This is a genomic window from Bacillus cereus group sp. MYBK227-1 (assembly GCF_051916325.1).
GTDB classification, from domain to species: Bacteria; Bacillota; Bacilli; order Bacillales; family Bacillaceae_G; genus Bacillus_A; species Bacillus_A cereus.
Genome location: NZ_JBQAGK010000010.1, coordinates 1 through 25,556, shown reverse-complemented (window position 1 = coordinate 25,556; position 25,556 = coordinate 1). Strand labels below are relative to the sequence as shown.

Sequence of the window (25,556 nt, the reverse complement as noted above, 5' to 3'; positions counted from 1 at the left end):
TCATATTAAAATATATATTGCATAATAAAGCAACCCAAATGGACTACTAAACTTGACATGTCATCAGAAAGACAACAATTTGTAAAATATGTGACTTTTTCAAAACACTATCCCTCAGTATCTTACTATACCACACAAAAAGAAAGTGGTATTTTTTTGTACTTTTTACTTTATTTACATCAATAAAAAAAGAGCACATCCGACAGAATGTGCTCTTTCTATACTCTTTATATTACTTTTCGTTCTCTTCTTTTTCTTTATCAAACCATAACAGCTCATCGTTATCAACTTCACCATTATAATTGATTAAAATTTCTTCTCCTGCTTTTATATCCTTATAAGCATAGAAGTTAAACGTATGGTTCTCGAAGACAATATCATACGTTGCATTCGGTGTATATGAATGATTAAATAACATACCGTATCCTAAAAGGATTGCCGTATGATTGATTCCATACTCAAATGCGTAGTCAGCAAGTAATGTTTTCTCAATATGTTCATGCTGTTCATTCGGATAAGAGATAACTGGTGCTGCGTGTATCAACTCACCTTTTTTAATATCACGAGTTGCAAATACACCTCTATTAAATTCTCCATCACTAAGTTCAGAAGTCTTAACTTCGATCATATGCGTCACCTATTTAATTCTTTCTTTGAAGTATTTTAATTCCGCTATTAGCTGAATTTTATCTCCTTAAGCTTGGCAGAAAACGCGCAGAAAAGCAATTAAATTCCTATCAAGTATTCGTTTCAATGAAAAAAGAGCACATCATTCGTGCTCTTTCCAAGCAATATTACTTTTCTAAAATATCTTCTAACAACTTCACTTGCTCGCTAACAGTTTGTAACGTCTTCACTGACGTATCATTTCGATGTTTTTCTTCTTCCACACTCGCTAGCACTTCTTCTGTAGCTGTAGAAGTTTGCTGAATTACGTTAGAAGCATGCGTAACATCCTTTACGATATTCGTCGTTTTAACTTGGAAACTTTCTTGATGAACAACAACCTCTCGCATTACTTCATTAATCGCATCAATAAACTTCCCTAAATCAGTTACATTTGTTAAAACGCTTGCTAACATCTCGTTACATTCTTCTTGTACTCTTTCTGACTTTTCTACTTGCACTTCTACCTTACTTGCTTGATTACTAAACTCCTTCAAAATCCCTTGAATTCTTCCCGCAGAACGATTTGATTCTTCAGCAAGCTTTAACACTTCACTCGCTACAATAGCAAAACCTTTTCCATGCTCGCCTGCCCTCGCAGCTTCAATATTTGCATTTAAAGCTAGCAAACTCGTCTGACTTGAAATATTCGTTATTACATCTACAATTTCATTAATTTGTTTCGATTGCATCATTAAATCTCTAAATATAATTCCAGACTGTGAAACAACATCATTTAAACTTCTCATGTTAGTTTCAAAATTTCTTAGAGTATGTACACTACCTTTTGAAATTTCTAAGCTTTCATCCACACGAGCCGATGCAGTTCTTACTTGAGAGATGATTTGTTCAATATTTCCCTCCATATCATTCAATACTTCTACCGAACGATACATCATCTCTGATTGTGATTGCGTACCAACTGCCACCTCTTCAAAGGCAAAATTAATTTCACTCATCGATTCCATCGACGTGTTCATATTTTGTCTTAAATGATTGAAATTACTATCTAGTTTCACAACTGTTTCTTCAATAAGTCTTTGCGTCTCTTCTAACTCCTGAGCTTTTCTCATTACTTCTTGCTTCTCATCACTTAAACGAAGGAGCAAATTAGAACCGATTTTCGTGACGCCCCACATAGCGATTGTTACAATCGCTAACAAACTTGCGAAATTAGCAGCTTCAGACGAGGCTGTATAAGCAAAAAATTGCTCCGGCCAATAGCTACAAAGGATAAATGTGATCACAACAGCTACCCCGCCAAGAATTAAAATGAGACGCTCACTTAAGTAAATAAGTGAAACAGCTAATGTAAAATAGACCATTTGAAATACAGCCGGGCTTTCATTAAAAGCTTGTACCATAATGTAAGACATTGTAAGCAACATAAATGTCATGATATATTTATACGCTGATTCCATACTTTTTATAAAAGTAAACAGCGTTCCAAATGCAACGACAGAAATACCACAAATCCAAAACGCTATTGCTCTCTCTGTAAAAATATATCCATAATACCCAATTGCGATTATCCCAAGAAAGAAACTACAAATCGTTATAAACAGTAATAAATGATTTTTCTGTGATTCTTTCTCAAGGTTAGAAAAACAAGTCCTCTTTAACCACTCCATATGAAGCCCCACCTTCTACTTATACATATCAATTACTTCAGTTTAAATACCGCACTTACTGGGTTATGATCGCTATTTTCAAACTTTAAATCTTTCCCTTGTACATTTACAATCTCTACATTCGGTGAAACGATAAAGCCATCAATAATAGTGACGAAATTTTCACCTTCTACATATTTCTTTACATCATCTCTCACAGTCATAACAGACGGATCTACAGCCCACTTAAAGCCACCGTCCGTAAAGTCCTTCGGTAACTCTACTAACCACTCAGGGCGCTCTTTCACGAACTTCGGATCACTTAATTGAGCGTTTGAAACTAATTGATTCCAATCTCCGCCCATTATTACGTAATCACCATTTTCATAATGCTTGTTCATATATTCTTTTAAGTACTCTACTTGCTGTTTTCTAATTTTCCCGCCTTCATCATAAGCAGACAAATGTAAATTTACGAGTCTAACATGTTTCCCATTATTAACAGGAATTTTATATTCCACAATTGCTCGATCTAAATCAAACAAACGCTTTGGCCAAGGCTCCATTCCAGGAAGCTGGAACCTCTTCGCTTCTTGAACAGTGTATTTAGAAAACGTACTTAATCCAGCCTCCGCATATCCCATTGGATTTATTATTGGCACTGGAACCCATTTCGTATCGTAGTTCTTGCCAAATGACGAAACATAATCAGGTAATCCTTTTTTCAAAAATTCATGTTCATTTACATCAAATGAACGAAGTGACTTTATATCAACTTCTTGTAATAGTGCAAAATCACTATTCTCATTTTGTAAAAACGAAAGCATATTCTTTAAATTAGTTTCCGTTTGCTCTTTACTACTTGAACCAGATCCCTTTCCACCATCCATAAAGAAATCTTGATCCTTATCTAACCCAGCATATCCAATATTAAATGTTGTAACTTTAAACTCATTTCCAGTCGCTAATACGCGCTCCTTATTATTCTCCACCTTCAAGCTTATAACATCAGCAGGCTGTTCTTTAGTAAGTGTCATATACGCTAGAAATCCTCCTACAATGCCCGCTACTACTAAAACACATGTAAATACGATTTTTAAAAATTTCTTCAAATAAATGACTCCTTTTCACGCGAATTTATTTTTCTTTATTTTCAGTCAAATAAAACAAAACGACACACATAAGAAACATTTTATCATAATTAAAACCGTATATCACTATATTTAGTTGATAAGTAATCGATCCCATTTTAATTACTTGAAAAACCTTCAGACATCAAAAAAAGAAACGTTACACCCACCTCCTCACTGGAATTTAAACGGTATATTTAGTACACTATATGTAATGATCCTAGGCGATGGAGTTCGCCATAAACGCTGCTTAGCTAATGACTCCTACCAGTATACATACTGGTAGGAGTCTATTTTTTTGAGCAATCTATTTAAAGAGGTGAGAAAATTGATTTATATTATCGTCGGCATTGCCGGTATATTAGGAGCTCTTTCTCGTTATTATTTAGGTCTTAATATCACCACATTTTGGCATCATTCATTTCCATTAGCAACATTACTCATTAACTTAATCGGTTGCTTCTTCTTAGCGTGGCTAACTACTTATATCGCCCGGCTAAACATCTTACCTTCAGAGGTCATCACAGGCATCGGAACTGGATTCATCGGTTCCTTTACGACTTTTTCAACATTTAGTGTAGAAACTGTGCAATTGATCAATCATTCTGAGTGGAGCATAGCCTTCTTATATGTATCATGTAGCATACTTGGTGGCCTCATTATGTCTGGCCTTGGCTATACACTTGGAGATTTCTTAATTAAGAAATCTCTTACGGAAGGTGATTACTCATGATAGAAGCCTTATTAGTCGCAACAGGAGGATTTTTCGGTGCGATTACACGATTTGCAATTAGCAATTGGTTTAAGAAAAGAAATAAAACACAATTTCCACTTGCTACATTCCTTATTAATATAACAGGGGCGTTTTTACTTGGATATATAATCGGCAACGGAGTTACTACAGGCTGGCAACTATTATTAGGTACTGGATTTATGGGTGCATTCACTACATTTTCTACGTTTAAACTAGAAGCCGTTCAACTTCTCAATCGAAAAAATATTAGCACTTTCCTTTTATACTTAAGCGCTACGTACATAATTGGTATCCTCTTCGCATTCCTTGGAATGAAGCTAGGCGGAATATGAAAAAAAGCGACTCTATTGAGTCGCTTTCTTTCATAAGAAATATGTCCCGCCATATGGAATAGAAAATAAACCAGCTGGATGTACATCGTAATGTACAATTTGCATCGGAAGCTGTGAATACGGCATATACTGACTTTGCATCATTTGTGCAAAATATGCTTGTTGTTGCATTTGAATAGCTTGATTCATAGCATGAATTGTTCCCTGTGCCCCAGCCAGCGTAATAGCTGCTCCTACTTGTCTTCCATTATAAAAATGATGGTTCATCATGATTCATCTCACTTATTCTTTTTCTTCCATATGGTATGTTTCTATTTCATAGTGAGTATTTTGTCCCTATTGGTAACCCCTATTTATTGCCCTTTTTCAGCTTTGAAGTAATAAATCCAAATAATAATACGCCAATACCACTAAGGAACAATACATAACTTATCGGTACTAGGAAAAAGAAAGGTTCTTCAAGGAATCCATCCGCTCCTACTTTACTGTTTGAAGCATGTATCGTTAAAGAAATAATCGCTAAAATCATGAAAGAAATAGCTACTGCGTATTTATTTTTCATTTCACATTCTCCTCTACTCATGTAATTCCCCTTAGATTCTTAACATCATATTATCCAAAAAACCATTAACAGTCAATAATTATTTATCGTTTAACAATAAATAATTATTGACTAGAATAATAACAAAAAGGTTTACGAAGCATATTAAATCACTTCGCAAACCCTCTGTATTATAAATATTTACACTTCAAACCTCTTGCTTAATACAATATACATTGCGCAAAATAGCACGAATATCCCAGCATAAATTAACAAAATCTCTACACTAAACATATCCGACAATGGCCCAAATATTATCATTCCTAGAGGAAGCGCGCATGAATTCGCAATTTGTACAAGACTGAACATCCGTCCGTGCATTGATGGTTCTACTTTTTCCTGCAATAACACAGTAACTGGTGTATTGAAGCACGGCATCGTTATACCAATAAAAAAATTAAATACTAAATACATAATAAATATCGGTGCTATTCCGAGTCCAATCATAAGCAGTCCATATAATGCACAAGCTAGCGCTGTTGTATGCATACGATTACGAAAACCACCCCACGTGGCAATCAATACGCCACCAGCTGCCGCACCAGCACTAAAGGTCATCTCACTAGCAGTAAGTCTCCACATTTCGGCCCCGAAAGAACGAGTTACCATTAAAGGTGTTAAAAAAGCAGCTGGACTTATTAAAATCATGATGATAATCAATAAAACGATTAGCCTTTTAATAAATACATTTTCTTTTAAATAAGAGAATCCTTCTTTAATTCCTTGTAGATTAGATTTTTGCTTATTCTCTGCATTCACATGTCCCTCTACTTGAATGATAAGCATAATACTAATTCCAATCATAGCCGTAATAACATCAATAAAAAATGTTGTTTCAATGCTGGCAATAGAAAGAATCGCCGCACTTGCTGCTGGAGAAAGAAACATAATTAAAGATGTAATACTGCTATTTATTCCATTTACTTTCATAAGATACTCTTTCGGAACGATTTGCGGAATTAATGCATTCACAGCTGGCGTTTGTACTCCTGTTCCAGCTGAACGAATGAGTAACACAATAAAAAGTAACCAAATACTTTTATATCCTGTTAAAAATAAAATCGCTAAAACTAACGTCGCAATCGCTATAATTCCATCCGATAACATAATCATCTTTTTACGGTCATAACGATCAATCCAAACACCTGCAAACAAAGATATCGCAATTTGTGGTAGAAAACCGCAAACAGTTGAAATAGTCAACATCACTCCTGATGATGTTGTAAGGGTGATATACCATATAATCGCGTATTGCACGAGAGAGGAACCGAACAACGAAATAGTTTGAGCGGTCAAAAATAATATAATTTTCGTTTTCCAATTGTTTTCACTCATATGTTTCACCCCCCTTAACTAATCCCGTCTCTATATGAAAGATACTATCTGCCCAATCAAGATAAAAACTCGCTTCGTGAGATACGAGTATAATGCTGCCCTTAAACTTAATTAACGCCTTTTGCAAAGCTTCCTTCGCTTCTGCATCTAAATGATTTGTCGGCTCATCTAAAATTAATAAGTTACAAGGTGATAATAATAATCCGCACAGTTTCACCTTCGATTGTTCACCACCACTTAACGTACGAATTTCTTGCGAAACGTGCGTATCCTTCACTCCACACGCAGCTAAATGATGGCGTATTTCCTTCATATTCAGTTTAGGAAACTGTTCTGAAATAATTTGAAGCGGCGTTAAAGAATCATTGCTCCAATTTAAATCTTGCTCATAATATCCAATCTTTATTTGCTCTGAAAAGTGAAACTCTCCAGAAATACTATCAATATTTCCAACGATTGTTTTTAATAAAGTAGATTTTCCTACTCCATTGAAACCTGTAATAACAAGTTTTTGCCTACCCATTACTGAAAAATTCAACTTTGGTAAGAGAGCGAAGTCGTAACCAACTTCAAGGTTATTTACTTCAAGAACTGTCTGAACTGAAATGGGAAGTTCCTGAAAATGAATAGACGGTTTATGAGTAAAACTTGGTGGCGCAATTCTTTCCATACGCTGTAATTGTTTTCTACGACCTTGCGCTATTTTTGAATTCACCCCAGCAATATTTCTACGAATATACTCTTCCGTTTTTTCAATTTTCTTTTGCTGTGCATAATATTGGCGAATATAATCTTTTCGCAAATGCTCCTTTTGTCTTACAAAATCTGAGTATTTGCCGTAATACTTCTTAACTGTTCCGAACTCTACATCACATATGCAAGAAGTTACCTTTTCCAGAAAATCAAAATCATGTGATACGACAATAAACGCTCCTTCAAAATTCATTAAATAATTAGCAAGCCACTCCACATGCTCCTTATCGAGAAAATTCGTCGGTTCATCTAGCAATAAAATATTAGGCTCTTCTAATAAGAGCTTCGCTAAAATTACCTTTGCACGCTGCCCTCCGCTTAATTCACCAATCACACGATTCATCCCAATCACATCAATACCTAAACCGGCTGCCACCTTATTCGTAATACTATCTACTGAATAAAAATCATGAGCCTCGAGCAGTCCTTGAATTTCTGCCGCTTTCAATAGTTGATTTTCATCTCCAGTCATCGCACTTTCTTCATATAACTTGTTCATTCTCTTTTCCATTTCATACAAATCATAAAAGGCTCTCTTTAAATATTGTGAAATGGTGTAACCCTCATCAATTTCTGCGTATTGATCAAGATGTCCAATTTGAATATTAGGTTGCCACTTTATGTCTCCCTTATCAGGAATAATTTCCCCCACCAATATTTTCATTAATGTGCTTTTTCCTGCACCATTCTGTCCAACAATTCCCATATGCTCCCCTTTATGCAAATCAAAAGAAGCATTTTCGTATAATACTTTATCTATAAAACTATGTGATAAACTTTCCACTTTAAGTAAACTCATTTTTATTCCTCTTTTCCTGAAATTAAAAAAAGCAGAGAGATAGCGTCATTCGACACTAGCCCTCTGCTTCGTGGTTTTTCCTATACTACTCCAATTTATAGTAAAGACTCATCGGAATAATATACACAAAGGGCCATAGACAAAGCATTGTCTATGGCCCCTTAATCTATTTTATACACCAGCTGAAAAACCATAACGAAATAAGCATAGATAAACTATACTTTTTTAGAAAAGTTATTCAGCCGATGAATATAGGGGATTTATGCCCCTTGATTAAGCTCCGTACAACGCTTCACCGTATACATTTGTGCGGAGCAAAGTTTTCTAATGAGTTTTACAAATTTTATATAAAGCATATTATGCACCTTCCTTAATACTTAAAAAGGATTTTAGCATACGGTTTTACGAAGCGTCAACATTACTTCCGAATCTTTCAACTACTTGTTTTCAAAATATTGCTTCTGAAACATACACATTCTTATCGCATTATGATAGTTACCATCAACGAAAAACTCATCGATAAGCTCACCTTCTACCATAAACCCAACTTTTTTATAAACATGTACTGCCTTTTCATTTTCCTTATCCACAACTAAATAAATCTTATGCATATTTAGTACGGAAAAAGCGTAATCCATCGCTAAACGCGTCGCATCCACTGCATAACCATATCCTTGATAATTCGGATCAATAATGATTTGGAATTCTGTTCTACGGTGAATATAATCGATTTCTACTAACTCAACTAATCCAACCATTTCATTGTCTTTCTCAACGATAAATCGGCGTTCGCTTTGATCATGTATATGTTTATCATATAAGTCTTGCAGCTCCACAAATGCCTCATACGGCTCTTCAAACCAATACGACATAATATGCGCATTATTATTCAGTTCGTGTACAAACTTTAAATCTTCTCGTTCTAATGGACGTAACTTCAATTCCTGACTCATTTCTATAACCTCCAAGTAAAAGAAACCTCTTCACTTAATTTCTCAATTTTTTTCAATTTCAAACGCCCTATTTACATTGTAAACTTTCAAGCAACTTGAAGGTCAAGATATAAAAAAGTAGTGCAAACTTATGTCTGCACTACTACTCTTTTCTCAAATCTCTCATATTTGATATGTATAAAGCAATGACTAAAACAAGAATTGCTCCTGCGTATAATAACGTCTCCATCGGTTCCTCATGAGACACAATAATCAATCGAATTAAGGCCGTAATTCCGATATAAATAAAATAACGTAACGGGAAATGATAGTTCGATTTAAAATACTTAATAATTAATGCAATGAACTCGAAGTATAAGAAATAGACGATGATACTTTCAACCAATTTATAAGACGTATACTCTTTTGCCGAAAAAATATACTGCACAAACGTAATTGTCTCATTCACTAAGAAAATCGATAACACAATGGATAATATAATTAAAGCTATATTTAATATCCATTGCAAAACACTAGCTATAACATGATCGATATTAAATGACTTCATTTTCTCTTTAGACTCCCCTTCGTATAAGTACTTATTTATTATAGCAAAATTACGATTGGAAAGAAGTTAAATCATATATTCGTCCTTTGTTGTTGCCAGTGTAGGGGAGATTTAGTGTGTGGAGAATTCTGTTTACAACCATACCCGACGAAACATGGAGAAACTCTTTCAAATTACCGTTCGTACATGTCGTACTAATGAGCAATGCATAATCTCGTATAGCATCCTCATGTGCCACTTTTGAAAAATCTTTACAACTTGTACAACGCCAGCCCTTCTTCACTTTAACCATTGGAATAACTAAGCATTTCTCACATTGTACTCCATTTAACAACTCCTCTTTTTCTATTTTATATTGCTCAAGTATATTTTGTTGAAGTGGAGAATGCTCCGTTATTATTTGATGAATGAGCCTATCTACATTATCTATAACTTTTCTCTTATATTTACTTTCAAACCACTTTATTTTATGAGGTAAATTTGCACTATGAATAATTGTATGAAGAAGATTGTCATCTGAAGATTTTATAATGGTACGAGGCGAGCTAATAACAACGAGGGACTCGATTGGAAGACTAGAGGAAAATCCATGTAAGCTTAACCATTTCTTTAATTGTATTTCTTGCCTTTTTATTTGTAAAACCTGATCTGGAAATCCCTCTGAATTTCCTTCTGTTATTCGGATAAGTTGATTAAACTTTGCATCAAACATTAATGTACCTGCTATATTTTTTATCTCAAGAAAAAGAAGAAACTTTGTGGAAATGATAATAGTATCAATTTGAAAGTATTGATCATGATTAGATAAGCGAACATCATGTAAAACACTATACTCTTTCTCAGAAATAAAACTAAGTGGATAATCAATTGCTTGCTCCCCTTTATACCCCGCCATGTGTTTTGCCAAGTTTTCTCCAATTAAATTTCGTTTTGGATGATGTACAGGTAACCTTCTAAGCAGTGCTTCTAACTGTCTTATATAAATCGGCATTTTTCTTTCTTTCACAATCACCTCAAACACCCCTTTACAAATATATCAACGATTTTTCCAATATATCGATTGGTCGACAATATCTGACACTACCTCACTCCAATCACTCACAGCATATCCTAGAAAAACACCTTCAGCAAAAACTTAAAATCGTATTTCCTCATAAAAAAACCATAACCCGCTCCTCCAGCAAAGTTATGGTTTTTAACCCTGCAATGCCACTCTATCTATAACTTTGCCGTGAAGTCCACAAAATCCATTTGTACTTATAGCAACTTTCACTTTTTTCACACTGAAACTATATACCCCCAAATCGTTTCACAACGTTATTACTTCCGCATAGCTACAATTATCAATTACATTATTATTAGCGGCTTTCCTTCTTCTTTACAATGTATTTTTTGGATTACTCGTAGGCACTACAGCAAGCTAGCGATTTTTTATAAATATGAACATTTTTTAGGAATTAGTTTATCTTTTTTTAATGTTTTATTTAGAGGCAGTTTATAGTCGGGGATTAACATAAGAAACGTAGCAACTAAGTTCATATATGACGCACTGCTACTATAATCGCTAACCGTACTACTTGAAATCATAAAATAAGGAGACGATAAAACATGAACAAAAAAGCAAAAGCACTATCATCCGTACTGCTCGGATTCACATTAGCATTAACAGGGTGTGCTGGTACTAAAGCTGAAGAAAATCATGGGAAACAAAAACAAGAACAAGTTGCTAAAGAAACAAAAAAGGAAAATAAATTAACTAAAGGGCAAAAAATGGCTAATATTCTTAGCGAGACAAATTGGCAAGGTACACGAGTGTATGACAAAGATAAGAATGACTTAACAAAAGAGAATGCAAACTTCATTGGTCTTGCAAAATATGATGCGAAATCCGGCAGATATGAATTTTTTGATGCTAAAACAGGTGCAAGTCGTGGCGATAAAGGCACTTTCTTTGTCACAAATGATGGGAAGAAGAGAATATTGATTTCAGAATCAATGAAGTATCAAGCTGTCGTTGACATGACAAAACTAAATAAAAATGTATTTACTTATAAACGAATGGGGAAAGACGCTAACGGTAAAGATGTAGAAGTTTTCGTTGAACATGTTCCATATAAAGAAAAAGAACTTTCTTTCACTGATCCGGACAAGCAGCTGAACACGACTACAGGAGATATTATTAAAAACGTTGATGGAGATAAAATTTTAGGCGGTACCCTTTGGCACGGAACAAAGGTATTAGACGAAGCTGGTAACGATGTAACACAGTTTAATTCGAATTTTATAAGTTTAGCAAAATTTGATGACAAATCTAATAAATATGAGTTTTTCAATAGTGAAACAGGTCAAAGCCGCGGTGATTATGGCTACTTCGATGTTGTACACGAAAATAAAATAAGAGCCCATGTTTCAATTGGAAATAACAAATACGGTGCTGCTCTTGAACTTACTGAACTAAATAAGAATAAATTTACGTATAAAAGAACTGGTAAAGACCAAGCTGGTAAGGATATAACTATATTCGTTGAACATGAACCTTATAAAGGTGATATGAAACCACAATTTAGTTTTTAAATACGTTTGATTAAAGATCCTGTACTGAGTTGCAGGATCTTTCTTATTAAGCAAGAGAACGAAAAGACGAAAAACATGTAGCTTTTCGTCTTCACAATATTCCCACCTTATAGTTGATGATTTACAAACCCTAAAAACATACCGATACAAAATAAAATAAATCCAATTAGAATTAAGGGAAGAGTGAAGCCACCCCAAGCTGGTTTATTAGCAAACGCCCTTATTTTAAAATTAATCCTTGCTAAAGACATGATAACGATACCCGCTATTGATAAAATTGTAGTTACATAAGTCATCTATAATAATACTCCTCTTCTATATTGATTTTATATCTCTGCAAACCATCTACATAAGTGTTACAGTCCACTATTCATACATGTCATCCCAATTGTAGCAATCCAGCTTTGTGCCACATCATTTGTAAAATTCATTCTTCATTCCTAAAAAAAGACAGAACCAGACGGTTCGGTCTTTTTTGTTTTATAATAACCTCTTTTATTTTTGCTACAATACCTTTTTCTTATAAATCTTACGCTAACACAGCTTTTGATTAACTTATCCTGAAATATTATGAATTTGCGTTCAACTTATCTAAAATACCTTTATCTATTTTTGCTTGATTCACTTTAGCTATTTTAGAAACAATCCCACGGCGATCTTCCCAATCAATCAAATAATATTGATTTTTTTCCAATTCATTTTGCAAGGAAATTTTCAGTTCTCTTTCTTCCCCTTTTTTATCGTACACCTTCTCATCGTAAACATGATACGTAAGAACTTCTCCATTACTCAATTTTTCGTTTTCTACTTTAGAATCAGTCGTTACTTTTACATAATATTGTTTAGTCAAATAGTATCCATTCCCTGACTTCATATAGTAGAAAGCACCTCCTACTATAGCTAATAATACAAAAATTCTCATGATCCATTTCATATGGTAATACCTAACCTTTCTATTCTACTTGTAAAATTTATACCCGTTAAAATATAAATCTTCCTTACCTTAAGTATGCTTTAACCATAAAGATGGTACAATCCAGTTTCCTTACACCCACATTACATTTTTGTAATCCTATCATTTTACAAAAGTTTCTTAAGTTGGCCCAAAACAAAGGAACATAAAGTTTTATTCCTCCAATTGCCACACTTTTAGCAACACTTGTCCAAGTAATAGGAATTTCATTTCAATCCATTTTACGTGAAGAAGTAAATCAACGCCGATTAACTATATTAGGAATTACATTATTAATCAGCCCTCATCAATCGGGCTGCCCGGCAAATAGAGGAATAAAATTTATGACTAAGTAAAAAAGCGCCCTACTTATAGGGCGCTTTTTTTATACTTAATGACTAATACTAGCTGTTGGATATAATGTTGTTCCTCCAATTGAAACTTTTATTTCATTTGTTAATGGAACGTTTTGTTCATTAATAATTGTTCTCCACCATTCCCATGCAAGACCTGTACATTCTCTTGCTACAATTTTTATATTTTTTGAGTTCGGTGGAAGAGGGATAACTGTAGAGTAATGAGCCGTTTTGTCTTTTCCGCTACCATCCCATGTTTTATGTGTTAGTACTTCGTTACCCTTTTGGTCAAATGTGAATTCATCCCAAGATACATCAAATTGAGCAACGTAAGCACCATAATGATCAAGTGTCATTTTAGCACTTGAATATTCTGTAGTTGTCGTCTCAATATAATCTGTATTGTTATGAACAGCAGCAGTTGCATTATCTTTTAAGAAAGTACTTGTATATGAAATTGGGTATGCTGGATTTTTAAGACTTAATTCAGCATTATCTTTAATAATATTTCGGATTTCATTGAAATCTTTAGTAACAACCTTGTTATGCTCTTTCGCATCTCCGCCTAATACTACAGCAGTAAAGGTACTTTCTTCAAAAATATCTTTATACTGTCCACTTGTTTCAACGCTGTTATCCTTAAGTAAGGCTTTAAAAGCAGCTTGTACATCTTTGCTCTTAGATGTTGTTTCTAATTTTACATAAATCGTTCTACCATAAGCTACATTTGAAACCATAACAGGTGGAGCCGAATTACTTACGCCTTTTCGAGTTAACTCATCAAAAGTAACGCTATTATCAAAAAGGTCGGATGGATTGTTAGGTAGTTCAGCACTTACCGTATAAAATATTTGCTTATACGCCGCTACCATCACTTTTTTCTCTCCATTTGCAACCGCATTAAAATCAATGTTTAGACTGTTATCAAGATATTTAGCGTTAACATTAAGAGCGCTTGCGATTTGCGATTTACTATAAACCATGGATTCCGTATACTGCATTCTTGCAGGCAACGTATGTGTTGTAGAATACTTTTCATTCCAAGTAGATACTAAATCGTCTACTGCTCCAGCTACATTACCATATGTCGGATTTTGGACAGTGATTGTATTTTCTTTTCTCATGCCCGGTAAGTCTATACTAATATTCAAAGGCTTTCTCTTAGCCACTAATAAACTCGGTTGATTGTCTGCAAAAGCTTTATTTGCAAGTTGTACAGCTCCTGGATACGTGCGATTCACTACAGAATCAATAATTGAAATATCGACTGGTGACGTTGTAAGTGATTTTTTTTCGCGTTCTACTACTACAAATTTACCATTTGAATTGATACTTTCTTTCGGAACAAAACTCTCTACTTTATCACCATTTACAGCTAAAACCTCTTGATTATTATATTTAAGATTTGCTATACCAGTATCAATGCCACTAGCATTTTTGGTTACATCAGTTGCATTACTTGCTTGTGTTTCTGCGAAGGAAATAGATGAATAATTAATAGTGCATAGACTAACTAATAAACATGCAAGGAACTTTCTTCTTTTAGTGTTTTTCTTAATATTCAGAAAAATCACCCCGTTCTTTTTTTAGTAAAATATGATAATGATTGATAAATGATTGCTAACTAATAAATTTACATAAATGCTTTTAAAAGTTCTTGAATTAACGGGATTACGCCACCTACAAATTTTAAAACTGCCATTGCGATTTCCATATTATTTCCTCCTTTTTATTGCTACGAAAATATGATTTATCTTTATGCCCTCATTATAGTGACCCCTTACACTTTTATCAATACACTCTGATATGCAATATTACATATAAAAAAAACAAGCTGAATTCTTTTAAAAAATTATACAGAGATATTTTTTCCACTTGGTACATACTTGAAAAGGTGAAGCATTCTTTTGCATTTTATGAGTAATCACATAAAAAAAGCTGCTGCCTATAAAATACAGACAGCAACTTCAACTAGAGTGTCTTGCATAATCTACGCAAGACATTTTATAACTAATAAACTGCTATTGGCCCATAAGGACCATTAATAATTTCTATTTTTGTTTCAAAAATATCTGTCAAAAGTGTTGAGTCCATAACCTCTTCTACTGTTCCAAAAGCAGCAATTTGTCCATCTTTCATAGCACAAATTTTATCCGAGTATTTAGCTGCAAAATTTATGTCATGCATAACCGTCAAAATTGTTCTTCCAAATTCATTAGCTGCACGTCTTAAATGCTCCATCATTTGAACAGAACGAGCAACATCAAGGTTGTTCAAAGGTTCGTCCAAAAGTACATATTCCGTCTCTTGGCACAGTACCATCGCTACATATGCCCTTTGTCTTTGACCACCAGAAAGCTCATCTAAATATCTATTCTCTAAACTAGTTAAATCTAAGAAATCGATATATTTAGAAATGATAACCTCATCTTCTTTAGTCAACCTTCCCTTTGAATAAGGAAAGCGCCCAAATCCAACTAATTGTCTAACTGTAAGCCTAGTTACAAAATGATTTTCTTGTCGCAATATAGTCAAAACTTTTGCTAAGTCTTTTGATTTGGATTCAGAAACATCCATATTTGCTACCTGAATTTGGCCTTCATCCATATCTAAAAGTCTGCCAATCATCAAAAGTGTCGTTGACTTTCCAGCACCATTTGGTCCAATTAAAGAAGTAAAGCCTGCTTTTGGTATTTCAATATCCAAAGGTCCTATTTTTACCTTATCAGTATAGAACTTTTTAACATTATCAATTTTTATCATAAAGCCCTCTTCCTTAAAACTATAGTTAAGAATATGATTCCACCAAATAATTCAATAATAACTGAAACTACACCTTGAGCATGGAATACATGATACATTAAAAAGTATGCGCTCGTCATTATTAAAAATCCTATAGCAAAAGCCATCGGAAAAATATATCTATGATCATAAGTTGACGCTGCCTGATAACTCAAAGTTGCCACTAAAAAGCCGTAGAAAGTAAGTGGCCCAATTAGAGCTGTTGAAATGGACATTAAAATAGCTACTAATACAAGCGTATAAATTACACTAGGTTGGTATTTAACTCCAAAAGAAGTAGCAACATCTTTTCCTAGTGATAAAACATTCAAATTCTTAGAATGAGCAAAAATTAATACCGCTACAATTATGATCATAGGAATTACAATAGGAAAATATGCAGGATCTGCATGATTAACAGAACCAAATAGTCTTGCTTGTAAAATATCAAATTCTGAAGGCGCAAGTAGTTTTCTCATGAAAGTTGACACAGAATTTAGCCCGGTACCAATAATAATTCCAACTAAAAGCATAAGTTGTAAATTCCCGTATTTACCGGAAAGTAACCATCCATAAAGTATCAAACTCATGAAGACCATAACAACAACTTGGAATAAAAATGATCCAATTCCATTAAAATTTATTAACGCACTAGCACCAAAGAAGAATACTGTACTCGTTTGAATTGCTGAATAAAGTGATTCGAAACCTAAAAGCGATGGAGTAATAATTTTATTATTCGTAATAGATTGGAAAGCAACTGTCGACAAGCTATGGCAAACCGCAGCAATAATCATTGCAACAATAGCTACTATCCTTCTCTTAACGACTGGGATAAAAGAAGGTGAATCTATCGGAACTGGATTGTTATAAACTAAAAGTCCATATGAAGAAAGAAGACCTAAAGCAATCAATGTTATCAGTAAAATCCAATAACGTCTTGCTTCCTTCTTAGACCGAAAAGCGCTAGCTGATCTACTTTCATTATGAAGGCTAGAATCGATTTCGACATTTTCTTTTTTTCTATATTCTAATGTGATCATCGTAGCCTCCTTGGTTTTCTTTGTCTCAATAAAATAGTAATAAACACGACTGCTCCCACTGTTGCAAGTATTAAAGAAACAGGTAATTCAAAAGGCTGTATAATTGTTCGAGAAATGATGTCACAGGCAGTTATTGATCCCATTCCGATCACACAAACCCAAGGTAAATTACTCCTAAGATCATCACCTCTAAACATTGAAACGATATTTGGCACAATTAATCCTAAGAAAGGTAAGTGTCCAATAACAGCTGCAACAATTCCAACTGCAACAGAGATAAGAGCAGTCCCAAAAAGAACAATTCTATTGTAATTAACTCCAAGACTTGTTGCGACATCTTCTCCTAGTCCAGCTAAAGTCAATCTATTAGCATACATAAAAATAAGAAAAGTAATGATAACAATCAGCCATAAATATTCATATCTTCCCACCTGAATGTTAGCAAATGAACCTACAAACCACGTTTCAATACTTTGCGTCTTTTGAAAAAGGAGTCCTAAAAAAGTAGACACTGCAGAAATTACTGCTCCAAGCATCAATCCAATAATCGGAACAATTAAAGACGAACGAAGCTTAACTCTTCTTAAAAATAGAAAGAAAATCATAGTTCCTATAAAAGAAAAAATGATTGCACCAGTCATTCTTTGAACTAAAGTCGGGGCAGGAAATAATAAATACACAAAAAGCAGGCCTAAGCCTGACCATTCAATAGTCCCCGTTGTAGTAGGTTCAACAAAGCGATTCTGTGTAATGAGTTGCATGACGAGCCCTGCCATCGCCATCGCAGCTCCAGTAAGCATTAATGCAGCTGTTCTCGGAACACGAGTTATGAAAAACATCTCTGTCCCGTCCTCTTGTCCACGTATATCATAAACTCCAGTAAACAGTGATATAATCCCTAAAATTATAACAACTATAACTGCTATTATAAAAGGTTTTGTCCATATTTTATTTTGATTATAAAACTGGGGTTGAGAAATATTCTCAACCCTAGAAATCATATTTTTTGACACTGTTTCGTACCCCTTTACACTACTTAGCTAAAGTTTTTGCCATATTTCCAAATAACTCTATATAAGTTTGAATTGATTCATTTGTGTAAGTATCTTCTGGTGCATAAATAACTTGTTTTTTAGAAACAGCAGTTGTGTTTTGAAGAGCAGGTGATTTAGAAATAACATCCTTAGCAGGTGTTGACTTAGCTGCATCAGATGTTGCAGCATCACGATCTAATACGAAAATCCAATCAGGATTTGTTTGTGCAATAGCTTCAACAGAAACGTCATCACCTTTATGACCTGCAGTAGAATTTGAAACTTCTAACGCTGGAGTCCAACCGAAAATTTCATACATTGGTCCCCAAACACGACCAGAATGTGGAGCAGCAAAACCAATATTACCACCAGTAACGATAACACTCATAACTTTATCTTTTCCGTTATAAGCAGATTTTGCTTTTTCAATAGATTTATCAAAATCAGCTACTAATTGTTTAGCTTCTTTATCTTTATTAAAGATTTTTCCTAAAGTAATTGTAGAATCTTTAAGTCCTTTTACTAAGTTTTCGCCAGGCTTAGTAGCTTTCTCAGAAACATCAAAATTAAGATCAATAACTGCTGCATTTGGTACTAATTTTTTGATTTCTTCGTAATGGTCAGCAAATCTTTGACCAACGATTACAAGGTCAGGGTTTGCCGCTGCAATAATTTCAAGATTTGGTTCACGGTGATTCCCAATATTTTGAACTTTTTCATCCTTTTTATATGCTGAATCAGCAGGCATGATATCCTTTGGAGCAGCCGCTAATTTAATTCCCCAATCAGATAAAGTTTCAAACGTTCTGTTATCCAAAGCAACTACATTCTTTGGGTTTACAGGGACTTTAACAGTTCCATGAGCATCAGTGATTTCAACCGTTTTTGACTTATCACTACCATTATCTTTATTATTAGCCTTCGAAGTTTCTTTACTTGAATCTGAGCAAGCCACTAACATTAAAGTAAAAATTGCTAGAATACTCACTAATTTTAAAAGCATAGATTTTTTCATATGTATACTCCTTATAGTGTAATTTATTTCGAAAATGATGACATCCATAGATTGAATTAGAAGGTAACTTTTATTCAATTGAATCGCTATTGATAATCATTTTCATTTGAACATCCTGTTAATTAGTATAGTCATTAATCCTGTGAAAATCTTGTGAATGGTGCGAATTCATAAAATCAGGCATAGAAAGTAATATGTGCAGTCGGGCGTATTGATTAGCCATAATTTCCTCTACAAAACACGCCCATTAATAGCTAACATTTTTATAATCCATTTTTTTACATCTTTTAATACTTCTAAGAAACTATTTGATTATTAGGTTTAATAGAAAAAAGAGTAAAACTGAATGAAACAGTTTTACTCTTTTTTCTATTACCTTATTTTATCATTCAATCATTGAATAGCCTCTACCATGTATCGTTTGAATATATCTGTCTTTCTTCTCGCACTTTAACTTTTTTCTTACATACCCAATATATAAGTCTACTACATTTGGATTTACTACTACATTATATCCCCATACTTGATTCAAAAGCATTTCACGGCTCAATATTGTGTTTTTATTCTTGATTAAAAATACAAGTAAATCGTACTCCCGCTTAGTAAGCGAGAGGTTTTCGCCACCTTTTTTCACAATATTGCTAGATGCATCAACAAAGAGATCTTTAAACTGAAAAAAGTTTATCTCCTTTTGCTGGTTACAATCACTTCTCCTTAAAATCGCTTGAACCCTTGCTACTAATTCTTCTTTCGCAAATGGTTTTCTTATATAATCATCTGCTCCTGCTTGTAACCCTGCTACGCAATCCTTACTAGAAATATTGTCGGTCACAATAATAATCGGTGTCGTTTTAACAAGTCGTATTTGTCTACAAATTTCTGGTCCCGGTATACTTAATGAATCCCAATCCAATATGATAATATCCCAATCTTGTTCATATATTATATTTAAACCTTCGTTTTCATTGTGAAGTTTTAAAATGAAATAGCCTTCTTGCGTTAGACCGCTTACGATTTTCTTTGCTGAAGACCGTTCATTTTTAATCACCAACACCTGCTTCACCGATGGTTCACCTCTACTTCAATATAACTTATTTAGATAAAAAATTATCCCGAAAAAACAATTTAAGATTTATAAATTTAAAACCCCTAAATAATCCATTAAAACAGCTTATTAGGAGAACTCTATATAATCTTACAATAGGTATGGATAAAAAGACAAAATATATAAACATTTGAATAAAGTGTAATAAAAATAAATAATCACCAATCGCTCGTTTACGAGTATCTATAGTATCTACTTGCTTATCATCAATACCCATTTCTTCATTTTCTATTTCAGGGGTAACGCTCCATCAACTTAAACATTTTATAAAATTACAAAACAAAAAGAACCATAACCTCACCAAACCGGAAAATTATGTTTCATATCATACAATGTCACTTTACCTATAAGTTGGCCAGAAAACACTTATTTTTGTAGATGGTTATCTAATTATTCAACAGAATTGGAAGCATAAATTGGCCGTAAATTAATTATTAACCCATAAGCTGACAGCAAAATTCACAAAACAGCAAATTAAAGTTTCAGCTTGATGGGCATGGAAGGACAACAAATCAAGCTTTAAAAATAAGTTTATAATACTAAAGCTGCTTTATGAAATTAAGCTCATACAAACTTATATTGATGGCTAGGTGTTATTGCCCCATATCTAATAAGTTGATAACTTCTGTGACGATATACGACCATTCTTCCACATTGGGATCGATCACTTTAGAGTGCTCTGCGGATGGTATTTCCACCATTTTCACTTGATCCCCAGAAGCATCTGCTACACGCTTGTAGTTATAACTAATTCCGATTGGCACATTAATATCGAGTGATCCGTGAATAAGAACTTGTGGAACCTGAAGGGGCAATAATTGAATTGGAGAAGCCTCCTCATAACGCTCTGGAACCTCTTTCGGTGTCCCGCCTAACAAATCAGTTACAGGATGGTTATTTTCTTTACCGAATTCTGATAGACGTAAATGATGGACATCATCCATTAGTGCAAGATCATTAACTCCTGCTAAGCTTATTGCTCCCTTAAGAGAAAGCGGTTGATCAGTAATTCTTAAAACACTATTTTCCGGTAGTTTCTTACGACCCGCTAACCATAAAGCCAAATGACCTCCTGCAGAATGCCCAATAGCAATAACCCGGCCTAAATCAAGATGATTTTCTTCCGCTATTTGTTGTAAATAGTCGGTCGCATTTGCAGCATCAATTAAAGTGCCTGGCCATCCTCCGCCTTCATCGCCAACACGACGAAATTCAATGTTCCAAGTCGCTATACCCCTTGACGCCAAATCTTTTGCTACAGGTTCCATCATATCTAAGCCCCAAATATTTTTCCAAAATCCACCGTGCAGAACAATTGCAACTGGATAAGGCCCCTTTCCTTCTGGGAGACGCAGATCCCCAAACTGCAACTGATTTTTTCCATAAGCGAATCGTTTATTTCGTATACTCATAAGAGCACCTCCGTGTTTTTCTTTATAATTTTTCATCTAGAACCTAAACGTAGTTAGGTTATTCTACAAAGTTAGCTTAATTTTCTGCTTCAACTTGTCTACTGTGCAAAAAAATGTTTTTCTTTTTTACCAGATAACATTCCTGTTGCAATGAGTAATGCAATAATAACAGGTTTTTTCTTTGTTTCATGATTTATTTTCATTCGCTCCAAAGTTATACAAATTAATAAACAGTAAAAGCCCAATTCAAACAGTGATGTTCAAATTGAGCTTTTTAAAATGCCTGCGACATTCGTCGGGGTGTCCATTCATTATGACTAGCGTTTATTTTTATCTGTACCTTTTGTCTTTATTTAAACCCGTATTTAAACCATTATTTAAAGCGTGGGAAGAGTTTAAGAGCATTATTTCTTGAAATGTCTTCGATAGTTTTATCATCGAAGTTTGGATAATTAGAAATTCTTTCAATCATTTCTTTTGTCCAGTCTTCAGGAGCATAGTGTGCATCACTACCAAATAAAATGTGTGATGAATCAGTTGTATCTTTTAAAGCTTCAAAAGTTGCTGGTTGAGTAGAAATTGCTGTTTCAAAATAGAAATTGCTGATATATTCTTCAGGGTCTTTTGTTAGTGTTGTCCATCTTTCAGATACTAATGGATCATTCATCCAAACTTTAGCTGAACGGTAAGATTGTCCGATTCTCCATTTTAAATATGGAAGTGTACCACCTGCATGAGCAAGGATAAATTTAATATTTGGACAACGTTCGATTGTACCACTTAACACAAGGTTAGCAGCCGCACGAGTTGTATTGAATGTAAACTCTGCCATGAAGTCCGCTGTTAAGAATCTTGCGCGTGGGCTTGCTTCAACTGGTGCACTAGGGTGAATAAATACTACTGCATTACGTTTGTTTAATTCATCCATTAATTCGTCAAAGATTGGGTCACCTAGAAAATGACCATTATAGTTAGATAATAAACCAACGCCGTCTAGTTTAAGTTCATCTAAGGCATATTTTAACTCTTCAATTGATTCTTCAACGTGTGGAAGTGGTAAAAATGCGAAGCCTCCAAAACGTTTTGGATATTTAGCAATCATTTCTGCTTGGAATTCATTAATACTGCGAGCAAGTTTTTTTGCTAAATCAGGATTTGCAACAGGAATTAGACCAGGTTCGGAAATAGAACCGATACCAACTTCAATTCCTAAACGGTCCATCATTGCAATGCTATCTTCAGGAGTCCATTTTTTGATAGGCATGCCTCCTGATTTTGCAACTCCAAAATATTCAAGAGTTGAACTGTATTCCTCTGGAATAATGTGATGGTGAACATCAATAAGACGTGATGCTTTCATAATAAATCGTTCCCTTCATGTTGTATTTTATACAATATGTTCATTAGTTTACTTATTGTCAATTAATGAACGCTTTGTATATAATAATTTTATCAAGTTATGGATTTTGGTCAATGTGCAAAAAACTCTATAATGTCTTATAAAAGACAATTCGATACATATTGTCCAAAAGATTTGAAATTATAGACAAGGAGAAGGAACTATGTCTAAAAATAAAAAAATTGATCCTCGTGTAAAGAGAACTACTAGGTATTTAAGGGATGCTCTTATTGAGCTTCTGGAAGAAAGAGATTTGAATACGATTTCTGTTCAAAATATTACAGATAAAGCGGAGCTTACTCGTGGCACGTTTTATTTACATTACCAAGATAAGCAGGATTTTCTTTTGAAAAGTATGGATGAGACGTTAGAAGAATTAATAGAACGAGTAAAACCTAAAGAAATAAATGGAACAATCCAAGAAGTTAATGAACATAATCCACCACTTTCTTTTTTAAGGCTTTTTGAATATATAGCCGAAAATCATGATTTTTTTAAAGTGATGTTAGGGGATAGAGGGTTACCAGAATTCCGACGTCGTATGTTACAAATTGTTCAAGAAAAAGTATATGGTGATTTATTATCTTCTATTGTAGAATCTGATGAAGAATTAGGTATTCCAAAGGAGATTTTTACTAGCTATATTACTTCAGCACATATAGGTGTCATTAGTACTTGGCTAGAAAATGGTATGAAATATAGTCCTGCTTTTATGGCCGCTTTGTTAACTAAACTAACCTTACAAGGACCAATGCGGGTTATAGGATTAGAGAATAAAATCAGGCTTCCAAAATAAATTTTTCATACTTAGGGGTAGCACCACATCGCTATCAAGTTAACAAAATAAAATACCCCAAAAAATGAAAAAATACGCTATTCTTTCTGTAGAATCACAGGAAAGGATGGCGTTTTTTGTATGTCATTTGGTTGGCGGGACCCTTATATGAACTAAAGAGCTGACTTATTAACCCATTTTTTTATATTGGAAGCATAAGTTGGCCGTAAACTAAAAGAAGCATAAGTTGGCCAAAACGGCCGCCTTATGCTTCTTGTTATATATAAAATAAAAAAACCACCAAATATGTATTGGTGGAGACGGTGGGAGTCGAACCCACGTCCAAAAATATCGGCACTTAAGCTTCTACGAGTGTAGTCGATATATTAGCATTTCGCGAACTCTTCGGCCTATCGACAGGCTTCCAAGTTGCTAGTCTGGTTGTTCTCTTCCTTTGTCCTCAGACGGCGAACTCCGGCGTAGTCCACTTAGTTTGAGTCCCTTACCCTACCACATGGACGATGGAGGGAGGAACCTTTAGTGCAATTAAGCAGCTAAAGAAAGATTGTTTTGTTTGCCAATTATAGGCTTTGACGTTTTAACGAGGCCGATCCCCTCGACTCGCAACCTAAGCTCGAACTATCCCTGTCGAATCCGTAACGTCCCCATGATAAAAATGGAGCATACGAAGAAAATATCGTGATAGCTACTAAGAGCTGTTTTTCAATGTGCAACAACCTTACATAAATTATTATAACATACGCGCTCCATTTTACAAATGTAAATATCTGTATTACATCTTTTGGCGATCACGGAACGCGCGTGCAATTTCACGTTTAGCTTCTTTCTCTTTTAAATCGTGACGTTTATCATATTGCTTCTTACCTTTTGCTAAACCAAGTGCCATCTTTGCAAATCCATTTTTCAAATAAATTCTAAGTGGAACTAATGCGTAACCTGTTTCTTTCGCAGCGCCCGCTAGTTTATCAATTTCTTTTTTATGCAGAAGTAATTTTCTCGTACGAAGTGGATCATGGTTGAAACGATTCCCTTGTTCGTACGTATTAATGTGCATATTATGAACCCATACTTCACCATTATGTACACGTGCAAACGCATCTTTCAAGTTTACGCGTCCAGCGCGAATCGACTTAATTTCCGTTCCTTGAAGGACAAGCCCTGCTTCGTATGTTTCTTCGATGAAATAATCATGAAATGCTTTTTTATTCTGTGCAATAACCTTACCTGTACCCTTTGGCATATAACGTCCCTCCTCTATTTTTACTATTGTAACAAATGTTAATAAAAAGCGAAAGTGGCTCGCTCAGAATGTGAGGTGGATGGAGCTTCTGACCTTGAGGCGCTTTTTGCCTCTCGGGAAGAAGCGAAGCCGCCGAACATTCTAGCCACTGTAGCTAGATTCCATCAAAAAGCGAAAGTGGCTCGCTCAGAATGTGAGATGGATGGAGCTTCTGACCTTGAGGCGCTCTTTGCCTCTGGGGAAGAAGCGAAGCCGCCGAACATTCTAGCCACTGTAGCTAGATTCCATCAAAAAGCGAAAGTGGCTCGTTCAGAATGTGAGGTGGATGGAGCTTCTGACCTTGAGGCGCTCTTTGCCTCTGGGGAAGAA

Annotated in this window: 26 protein-coding genes, 1 other RNA gene and 1 riboswitch; of the genes, 5 read left to right on the top strand and 22 right to left on the bottom strand. The window is 34.5% G+C overall.

Features of this window, described 5'->3' with window-relative positions; genetic code table 11:
- Nucleotides 1-232: 232 nt before the first annotated feature.
- The 3 genes from ACTFRM_RS27440 to ACTFRM_RS27430 form a co-directional block, all read right to left on the bottom strand.
- Nucleotides 233-628, bottom strand: coding sequence for an SET domain-containing protein (locus ACTFRM_RS27440; protein WP_000573649.1), 396 nt, complete (start codon nt 626-628; stop codon nt 233-235).
- 166 nt (nt 629-794) lie between these two features.
- Nucleotides 795-2,297, bottom strand: a complete 1,503-nt coding sequence (locus ACTFRM_RS27435; protein WP_000455083.1) for a DUF4077 domain-containing protein — start codon at nt 2,295-2,297, stop codon at nt 795-797.
- 32 nt (nt 2,298-2,329) lie between these two features.
- Entirely contained in the window at nt 2,330-3,388 is a 1,059-nt protein-coding gene (locus tag ACTFRM_RS27430; protein WP_000714050.1) for an endonuclease/exonuclease/phosphatase family protein, read from the bottom strand.
- A 232-nt stretch (nt 3,389-3,620) separates the two neighbouring features.
- Nucleotides 3,621-3,680: riboswitch (Fluoride riboswitch) on the top strand.
- 54 nt (nt 3,681-3,734) lie between these two features.
- Here ACTFRM_RS27430 and crcB (ACTFRM_RS27425) point away from each other — a divergent pair.
- Nucleotides 3,735-4,139, top strand: a complete 405-nt coding sequence (crcB, locus tag ACTFRM_RS27425; RefSeq protein WP_000639315.1) for a fluoride efflux transporter CrcB — start codon at nt 3,735-3,737, stop codon at nt 4,137-4,139.
- Nucleotides 4,136-4,492, top strand: a complete 357-nt coding sequence (gene crcB, locus ACTFRM_RS27420; protein WP_000568587.1) for a fluoride efflux transporter CrcB — start codon at nt 4,136-4,138, stop codon at nt 4,490-4,492. Before crcB (ACTFRM_RS27425) ends, crcB (ACTFRM_RS27420) begins: the two co-directional genes overlap by 4 nt.
- A 30-nt stretch (nt 4,493-4,522) precedes the next feature.
- On the opposite strand, the gene ACTFRM_RS27415 is transcribed toward crcB (ACTFRM_RS27420), so the two are convergent.
- The 7 genes from ACTFRM_RS27415 to ACTFRM_RS27385 all read right to left on the bottom strand — a co-directional run bounded on the left by ACTFRM_RS27415 (nt 4,523) and on the right by ACTFRM_RS27385 (nt 10,486).
- Nucleotides 4,523-4,762, bottom strand: coding sequence for a DUF3947 family protein (locus ACTFRM_RS27415; RefSeq protein ID WP_000980930.1), 240 nt, complete (start codon nt 4,760-4,762; stop codon nt 4,523-4,525).
- Nucleotides 4,763-4,841: 79 nt separating this feature from the next.
- The gene (locus tag ACTFRM_RS27410; protein WP_000086295.1) at nt 4,842-5,075 is read right to left on the bottom strand and encodes a DUF3955 domain-containing protein; all 234 of its coding nucleotides are present in this window, start codon (nt 5,073-5,075) and stop codon (nt 4,842-4,844) included.
- A 159-nt stretch (nt 5,076-5,234) separates the two neighbouring features.
- Entirely contained in the window at nt 5,235-6,428 is a 1,194-nt protein-coding gene (locus ACTFRM_RS27405) for an MFS transporter (RefSeq protein ID WP_001293753.1), read from the bottom strand.
- The gene (locus ACTFRM_RS27400) at nt 6,421-7,980 is read right to left on the bottom strand and encodes an ABC-F family ATP-binding cassette domain-containing protein (RefSeq protein ID WP_000054859.1); all 1,560 of its coding nucleotides are present in this window, start codon (nt 7,978-7,980) and stop codon (nt 6,421-6,423) included. The genes ACTFRM_RS27405 and ACTFRM_RS27400 overlap by 8 nt, the downstream gene beginning before the upstream one ends.
- A 437-nt stretch (nt 7,981-8,417) precedes the next feature.
- Nucleotides 8,418-8,933, bottom strand: coding sequence for a spermidine N1-acetyltransferase (speG, locus tag ACTFRM_RS27395; RefSeq protein WP_000076830.1), 516 nt, complete (start codon nt 8,931-8,933; stop codon nt 8,418-8,420).
- Nucleotides 8,934-9,075: 142 nt separating this feature from the next.
- Nucleotides 9,076-9,480 carry a phosphate-starvation-inducible protein PsiE gene (gene psiE / locus ACTFRM_RS27390; RefSeq protein WP_000834708.1) on the bottom strand — a complete coding sequence of 135 codons (405 nt, stop codon included), beginning with the start codon at nt 9,478-9,480 and terminating at the stop codon, nt 9,076-9,078.
- 49 nt (nt 9,481-9,529) lie between these two features.
- Nucleotides 9,530-10,486: a nuclease-related domain-containing protein gene (locus tag ACTFRM_RS27385; RefSeq protein WP_002164644.1), complete on the bottom strand. Its 957-nt coding sequence runs from the start codon at nt 10,484-10,486 to the stop codon at nt 9,530-9,532.
- 602 nt (nt 10,487-11,088) lie between these two features.
- Between ACTFRM_RS27385 and ACTFRM_RS27380 the strand changes: the two genes are divergently transcribed.
- Complete coding sequence (locus tag ACTFRM_RS27380) at nt 11,089-12,054, top strand: DUF4822 domain-containing protein (protein ID WP_001034141.1); 966 nt, start codon at nt 11,089-11,091, stop codon at nt 12,052-12,054.
- A gap of 107 nt (nt 12,055-12,161) precedes the next feature.
- Here the strand turns inward: ACTFRM_RS27380 and ACTFRM_RS27375 are convergent, their stop codons facing one another.
- The 10 genes from ACTFRM_RS27375 to ACTFRM_RS27330 form a co-directional block, all read right to left on the bottom strand.
- The gene (locus tag ACTFRM_RS27375) at nt 12,162-12,350 is read right to left on the bottom strand and encodes a hypothetical protein (protein WP_000222858.1); all 189 of its coding nucleotides are present in this window, start codon (nt 12,348-12,350) and stop codon (nt 12,162-12,164) included.
- A gap of 272 nt (nt 12,351-12,622) precedes the next feature.
- Nucleotides 12,623-12,988 carry a YxeA family protein gene (locus ACTFRM_RS27370; RefSeq protein WP_002164645.1) on the bottom strand — a complete coding sequence of 122 codons (366 nt, stop codon included), beginning with the start codon at nt 12,986-12,988 and terminating at the stop codon, nt 12,623-12,625.
- Nucleotides 12,989-13,397: 409 nt separating this feature from the next.
- The gene (gene alo / locus ACTFRM_RS27365; RefSeq protein WP_000576727.1) at nt 13,398-14,936 is read right to left on the bottom strand and encodes an anthrolysin O/cereolysin O family cholesterol-dependent cytolysin Alo; all 1,539 of its coding nucleotides are present in this window, start codon (nt 14,934-14,936) and stop codon (nt 13,398-13,400) included.
- A 436-nt stretch (nt 14,937-15,372) separates the two neighbouring features.
- On the bottom strand, nt 15,373-16,125 hold the full coding sequence (locus tag ACTFRM_RS27360; RefSeq protein WP_000590071.1) for an iron ABC transporter ATP-binding protein: 753 nt from the start codon (nt 16,123-16,125) through the stop codon (nt 15,373-15,375).
- A complete protein-coding gene (locus ACTFRM_RS27355; RefSeq protein ID WP_000631245.1) occupies nt 16,122-17,186 on the bottom strand; it encodes an iron chelate uptake ABC transporter family permease subunit in 1,065 nt (354 codons plus the stop codon). The genes ACTFRM_RS27360 and ACTFRM_RS27355 overlap by 4 nt, the downstream gene beginning before the upstream one ends.
- Nucleotides 17,183-18,199, bottom strand: a complete 1,017-nt coding sequence (locus ACTFRM_RS27350; protein ID WP_000042077.1) for an ABC transporter permease — start codon at nt 18,197-18,199, stop codon at nt 17,183-17,185. Before ACTFRM_RS27350 ends, ACTFRM_RS27355 begins: the two co-directional genes overlap by 4 nt.
- Nucleotides 18,200-18,218: 19 nt before the next feature.
- Nucleotides 18,219-19,235: a siderophore ABC transporter substrate-binding protein gene (locus ACTFRM_RS27345; protein ID WP_074555606.1), complete on the bottom strand. Its 1,017-nt coding sequence runs from the start codon at nt 19,233-19,235 to the stop codon at nt 18,219-18,221.
- 385 nt (nt 19,236-19,620) lie between these two features.
- Entirely contained in the window at nt 19,621-20,298 is a 678-nt protein-coding gene (locus ACTFRM_RS27340; protein ID WP_074553716.1) for a response regulator transcription factor, read from the bottom strand.
- Nucleotides 20,299-20,933: 635 nt separating this feature from the next.
- Nucleotides 20,934-21,752 carry an alpha/beta hydrolase family protein gene (locus ACTFRM_RS27335; protein ID WP_000027824.1) on the bottom strand — a complete coding sequence of 273 codons (819 nt, stop codon included), beginning with the start codon at nt 21,750-21,752 and terminating at the stop codon, nt 20,934-20,936.
- A gap of 373 nt (nt 21,753-22,125) precedes the next feature.
- On the bottom strand, nt 22,126-23,115 hold the full coding sequence (locus ACTFRM_RS27330; RefSeq protein ID WP_033689835.1) for an amidohydrolase family protein: 990 nt from the start codon (nt 23,113-23,115) through the stop codon (nt 22,126-22,128).
- 199 nt (nt 23,116-23,314) lie between these two features.
- Here ACTFRM_RS27330 and ACTFRM_RS27325 point away from each other — a divergent pair, with 199 nt between their 5' ends.
- Nucleotides 23,315-23,947, top strand: a complete 633-nt coding sequence (locus ACTFRM_RS27325) for a TetR/AcrR family transcriptional regulator (protein WP_000041936.1) — start codon at nt 23,315-23,317, stop codon at nt 23,945-23,947.
- A 291-nt stretch (nt 23,948-24,238) separates the two neighbouring features.
- On the opposite strand, the gene ssrA is transcribed toward ACTFRM_RS27325, so the two are convergent.
- Together ssrA and smpB are read right to left on the bottom strand one after the other, a co-directional pair.
- Nucleotides 24,239-24,593: a transfer-messenger RNA gene (gene ssrA, locus ACTFRM_RS27320) on the bottom strand.
- Between the two features lie 126 nt (nt 24,594-24,719).
- Nucleotides 24,720-25,187, bottom strand: a complete 468-nt coding sequence (gene smpB, locus ACTFRM_RS27315) for an SsrA-binding protein (protein WP_001123919.1) — start codon at nt 25,185-25,187, stop codon at nt 24,720-24,722.
- 54 nt (nt 25,188-25,241) lie between these two features.
- Here smpB and ACTFRM_RS27310 point away from each other — a divergent pair.
- Nucleotides 25,242-25,556, top strand: a 315-nt coding sequence (locus ACTFRM_RS27310) for a hypothetical protein (protein ID WP_440043789.1), incomplete at its 3' end; no start/stop codon positions are given.

Bases quoted from the DNA above. Each gene is read 5' to 3' on its own strand.
- ACTFRM_RS27435 (WP_000455083.1), bottom strand. From the start codon at position 2,297: ATGGAGTGGTTAAAGAGGACTTGTTTTTCTAACCTTGAGAAAGAATCA.
- ACTFRM_RS27405 (WP_001293753.1), bottom strand. From the start codon at position 6,428: ATGAGTGAAAACAATTGGAAAACGAAAATTATATTATTTTTGACCGCT.
- ACTFRM_RS27335 (WP_000027824.1), bottom strand. From the start codon at position 21,752: ATGAGTATACGAAATAAACGATTCGCTTATGGAAAAAATCAGTTGCAG.
- ACTFRM_RS27345 (WP_074555606.1), bottom strand. From the start codon at position 19,235: ATGAAAAAATCTATGCTTTTAAAATTAGTGAGTATTCTAGCAATTTTT.
- ACTFRM_RS27355 (WP_000631245.1), bottom strand. From the start codon at position 17,186: ATGATCACATTAGAATATAGAAAAAAAGAAAATGTCGAAATCGATTCT.
- ACTFRM_RS27325 (WP_000041936.1), top strand. From the start codon at position 23,315: ATGTCTAAAAATAAAAAAATTGATCCTCGTGTAAAGAGAACTACTAGG.
- ACTFRM_RS27380 (WP_001034141.1), top strand. From the start codon at position 11,089: ATGAACAAAAAAGCAAAAGCACTATCATCCGTACTGCTCGGATTCACA.
- ACTFRM_RS27440 (WP_000573649.1), bottom strand. From the start codon at position 628: ATGATCGAAGTTAAGACTTCTGAACTTAGTGATGGAGAATTTAATAGA.
- speG (WP_000076830.1), bottom strand. From the start codon at position 8,933: ATGAGTCAGGAATTGAAGTTACGTCCATTAGAACGAGAAGATTTAAAG.
- smpB (WP_001123919.1), bottom strand. From the start codon at position 25,187: ATGCCAAAGGGTACAGGTAAGGTTATTGCACAGAATAAAAAAGCATTT.
- ACTFRM_RS27360 (WP_000590071.1), bottom strand. From the start codon at position 16,125: ATGATAAAAATTGATAATGTTAAAAAGTTCTATACTGATAAGGTAAAA.
- ACTFRM_RS27415 (WP_000980930.1), bottom strand. From the start codon at position 4,762: ATGATGAACCATCATTTTTATAATGGAAGACAAGTAGGAGCAGCTATT.
- ACTFRM_RS27375 (WP_000222858.1), bottom strand. From the start codon at position 12,350: ATGACTTATGTAACTACAATTTTATCAATAGCGGGTATCGTTATCATG.
- crcB (WP_000568587.1), top strand. From the start codon at position 4,136: ATGATAGAAGCCTTATTAGTCGCAACAGGAGGATTTTTCGGTGCGATT.
- ACTFRM_RS27370 (WP_002164645.1), bottom strand. From the start codon at position 12,988: ATGAAATGGATCATGAGAATTTTTGTATTATTAGCTATAGTAGGAGGT.
- psiE (WP_000834708.1), bottom strand. From the start codon at position 9,480: ATGAAGTCATTTAATATCGATCATGTTATAGCTAGTGTTTTGCAATGG.
- ACTFRM_RS27400 (WP_000054859.1), bottom strand. From the start codon at position 7,980: ATGAGTTTACTTAAAGTGGAAAGTTTATCACATAGTTTTATAGATAAA.
- ACTFRM_RS27410 (WP_000086295.1), bottom strand. From the start codon at position 5,075: ATGAGTAGAGGAGAATGTGAAATGAAAAATAAATACGCAGTAGCTATT.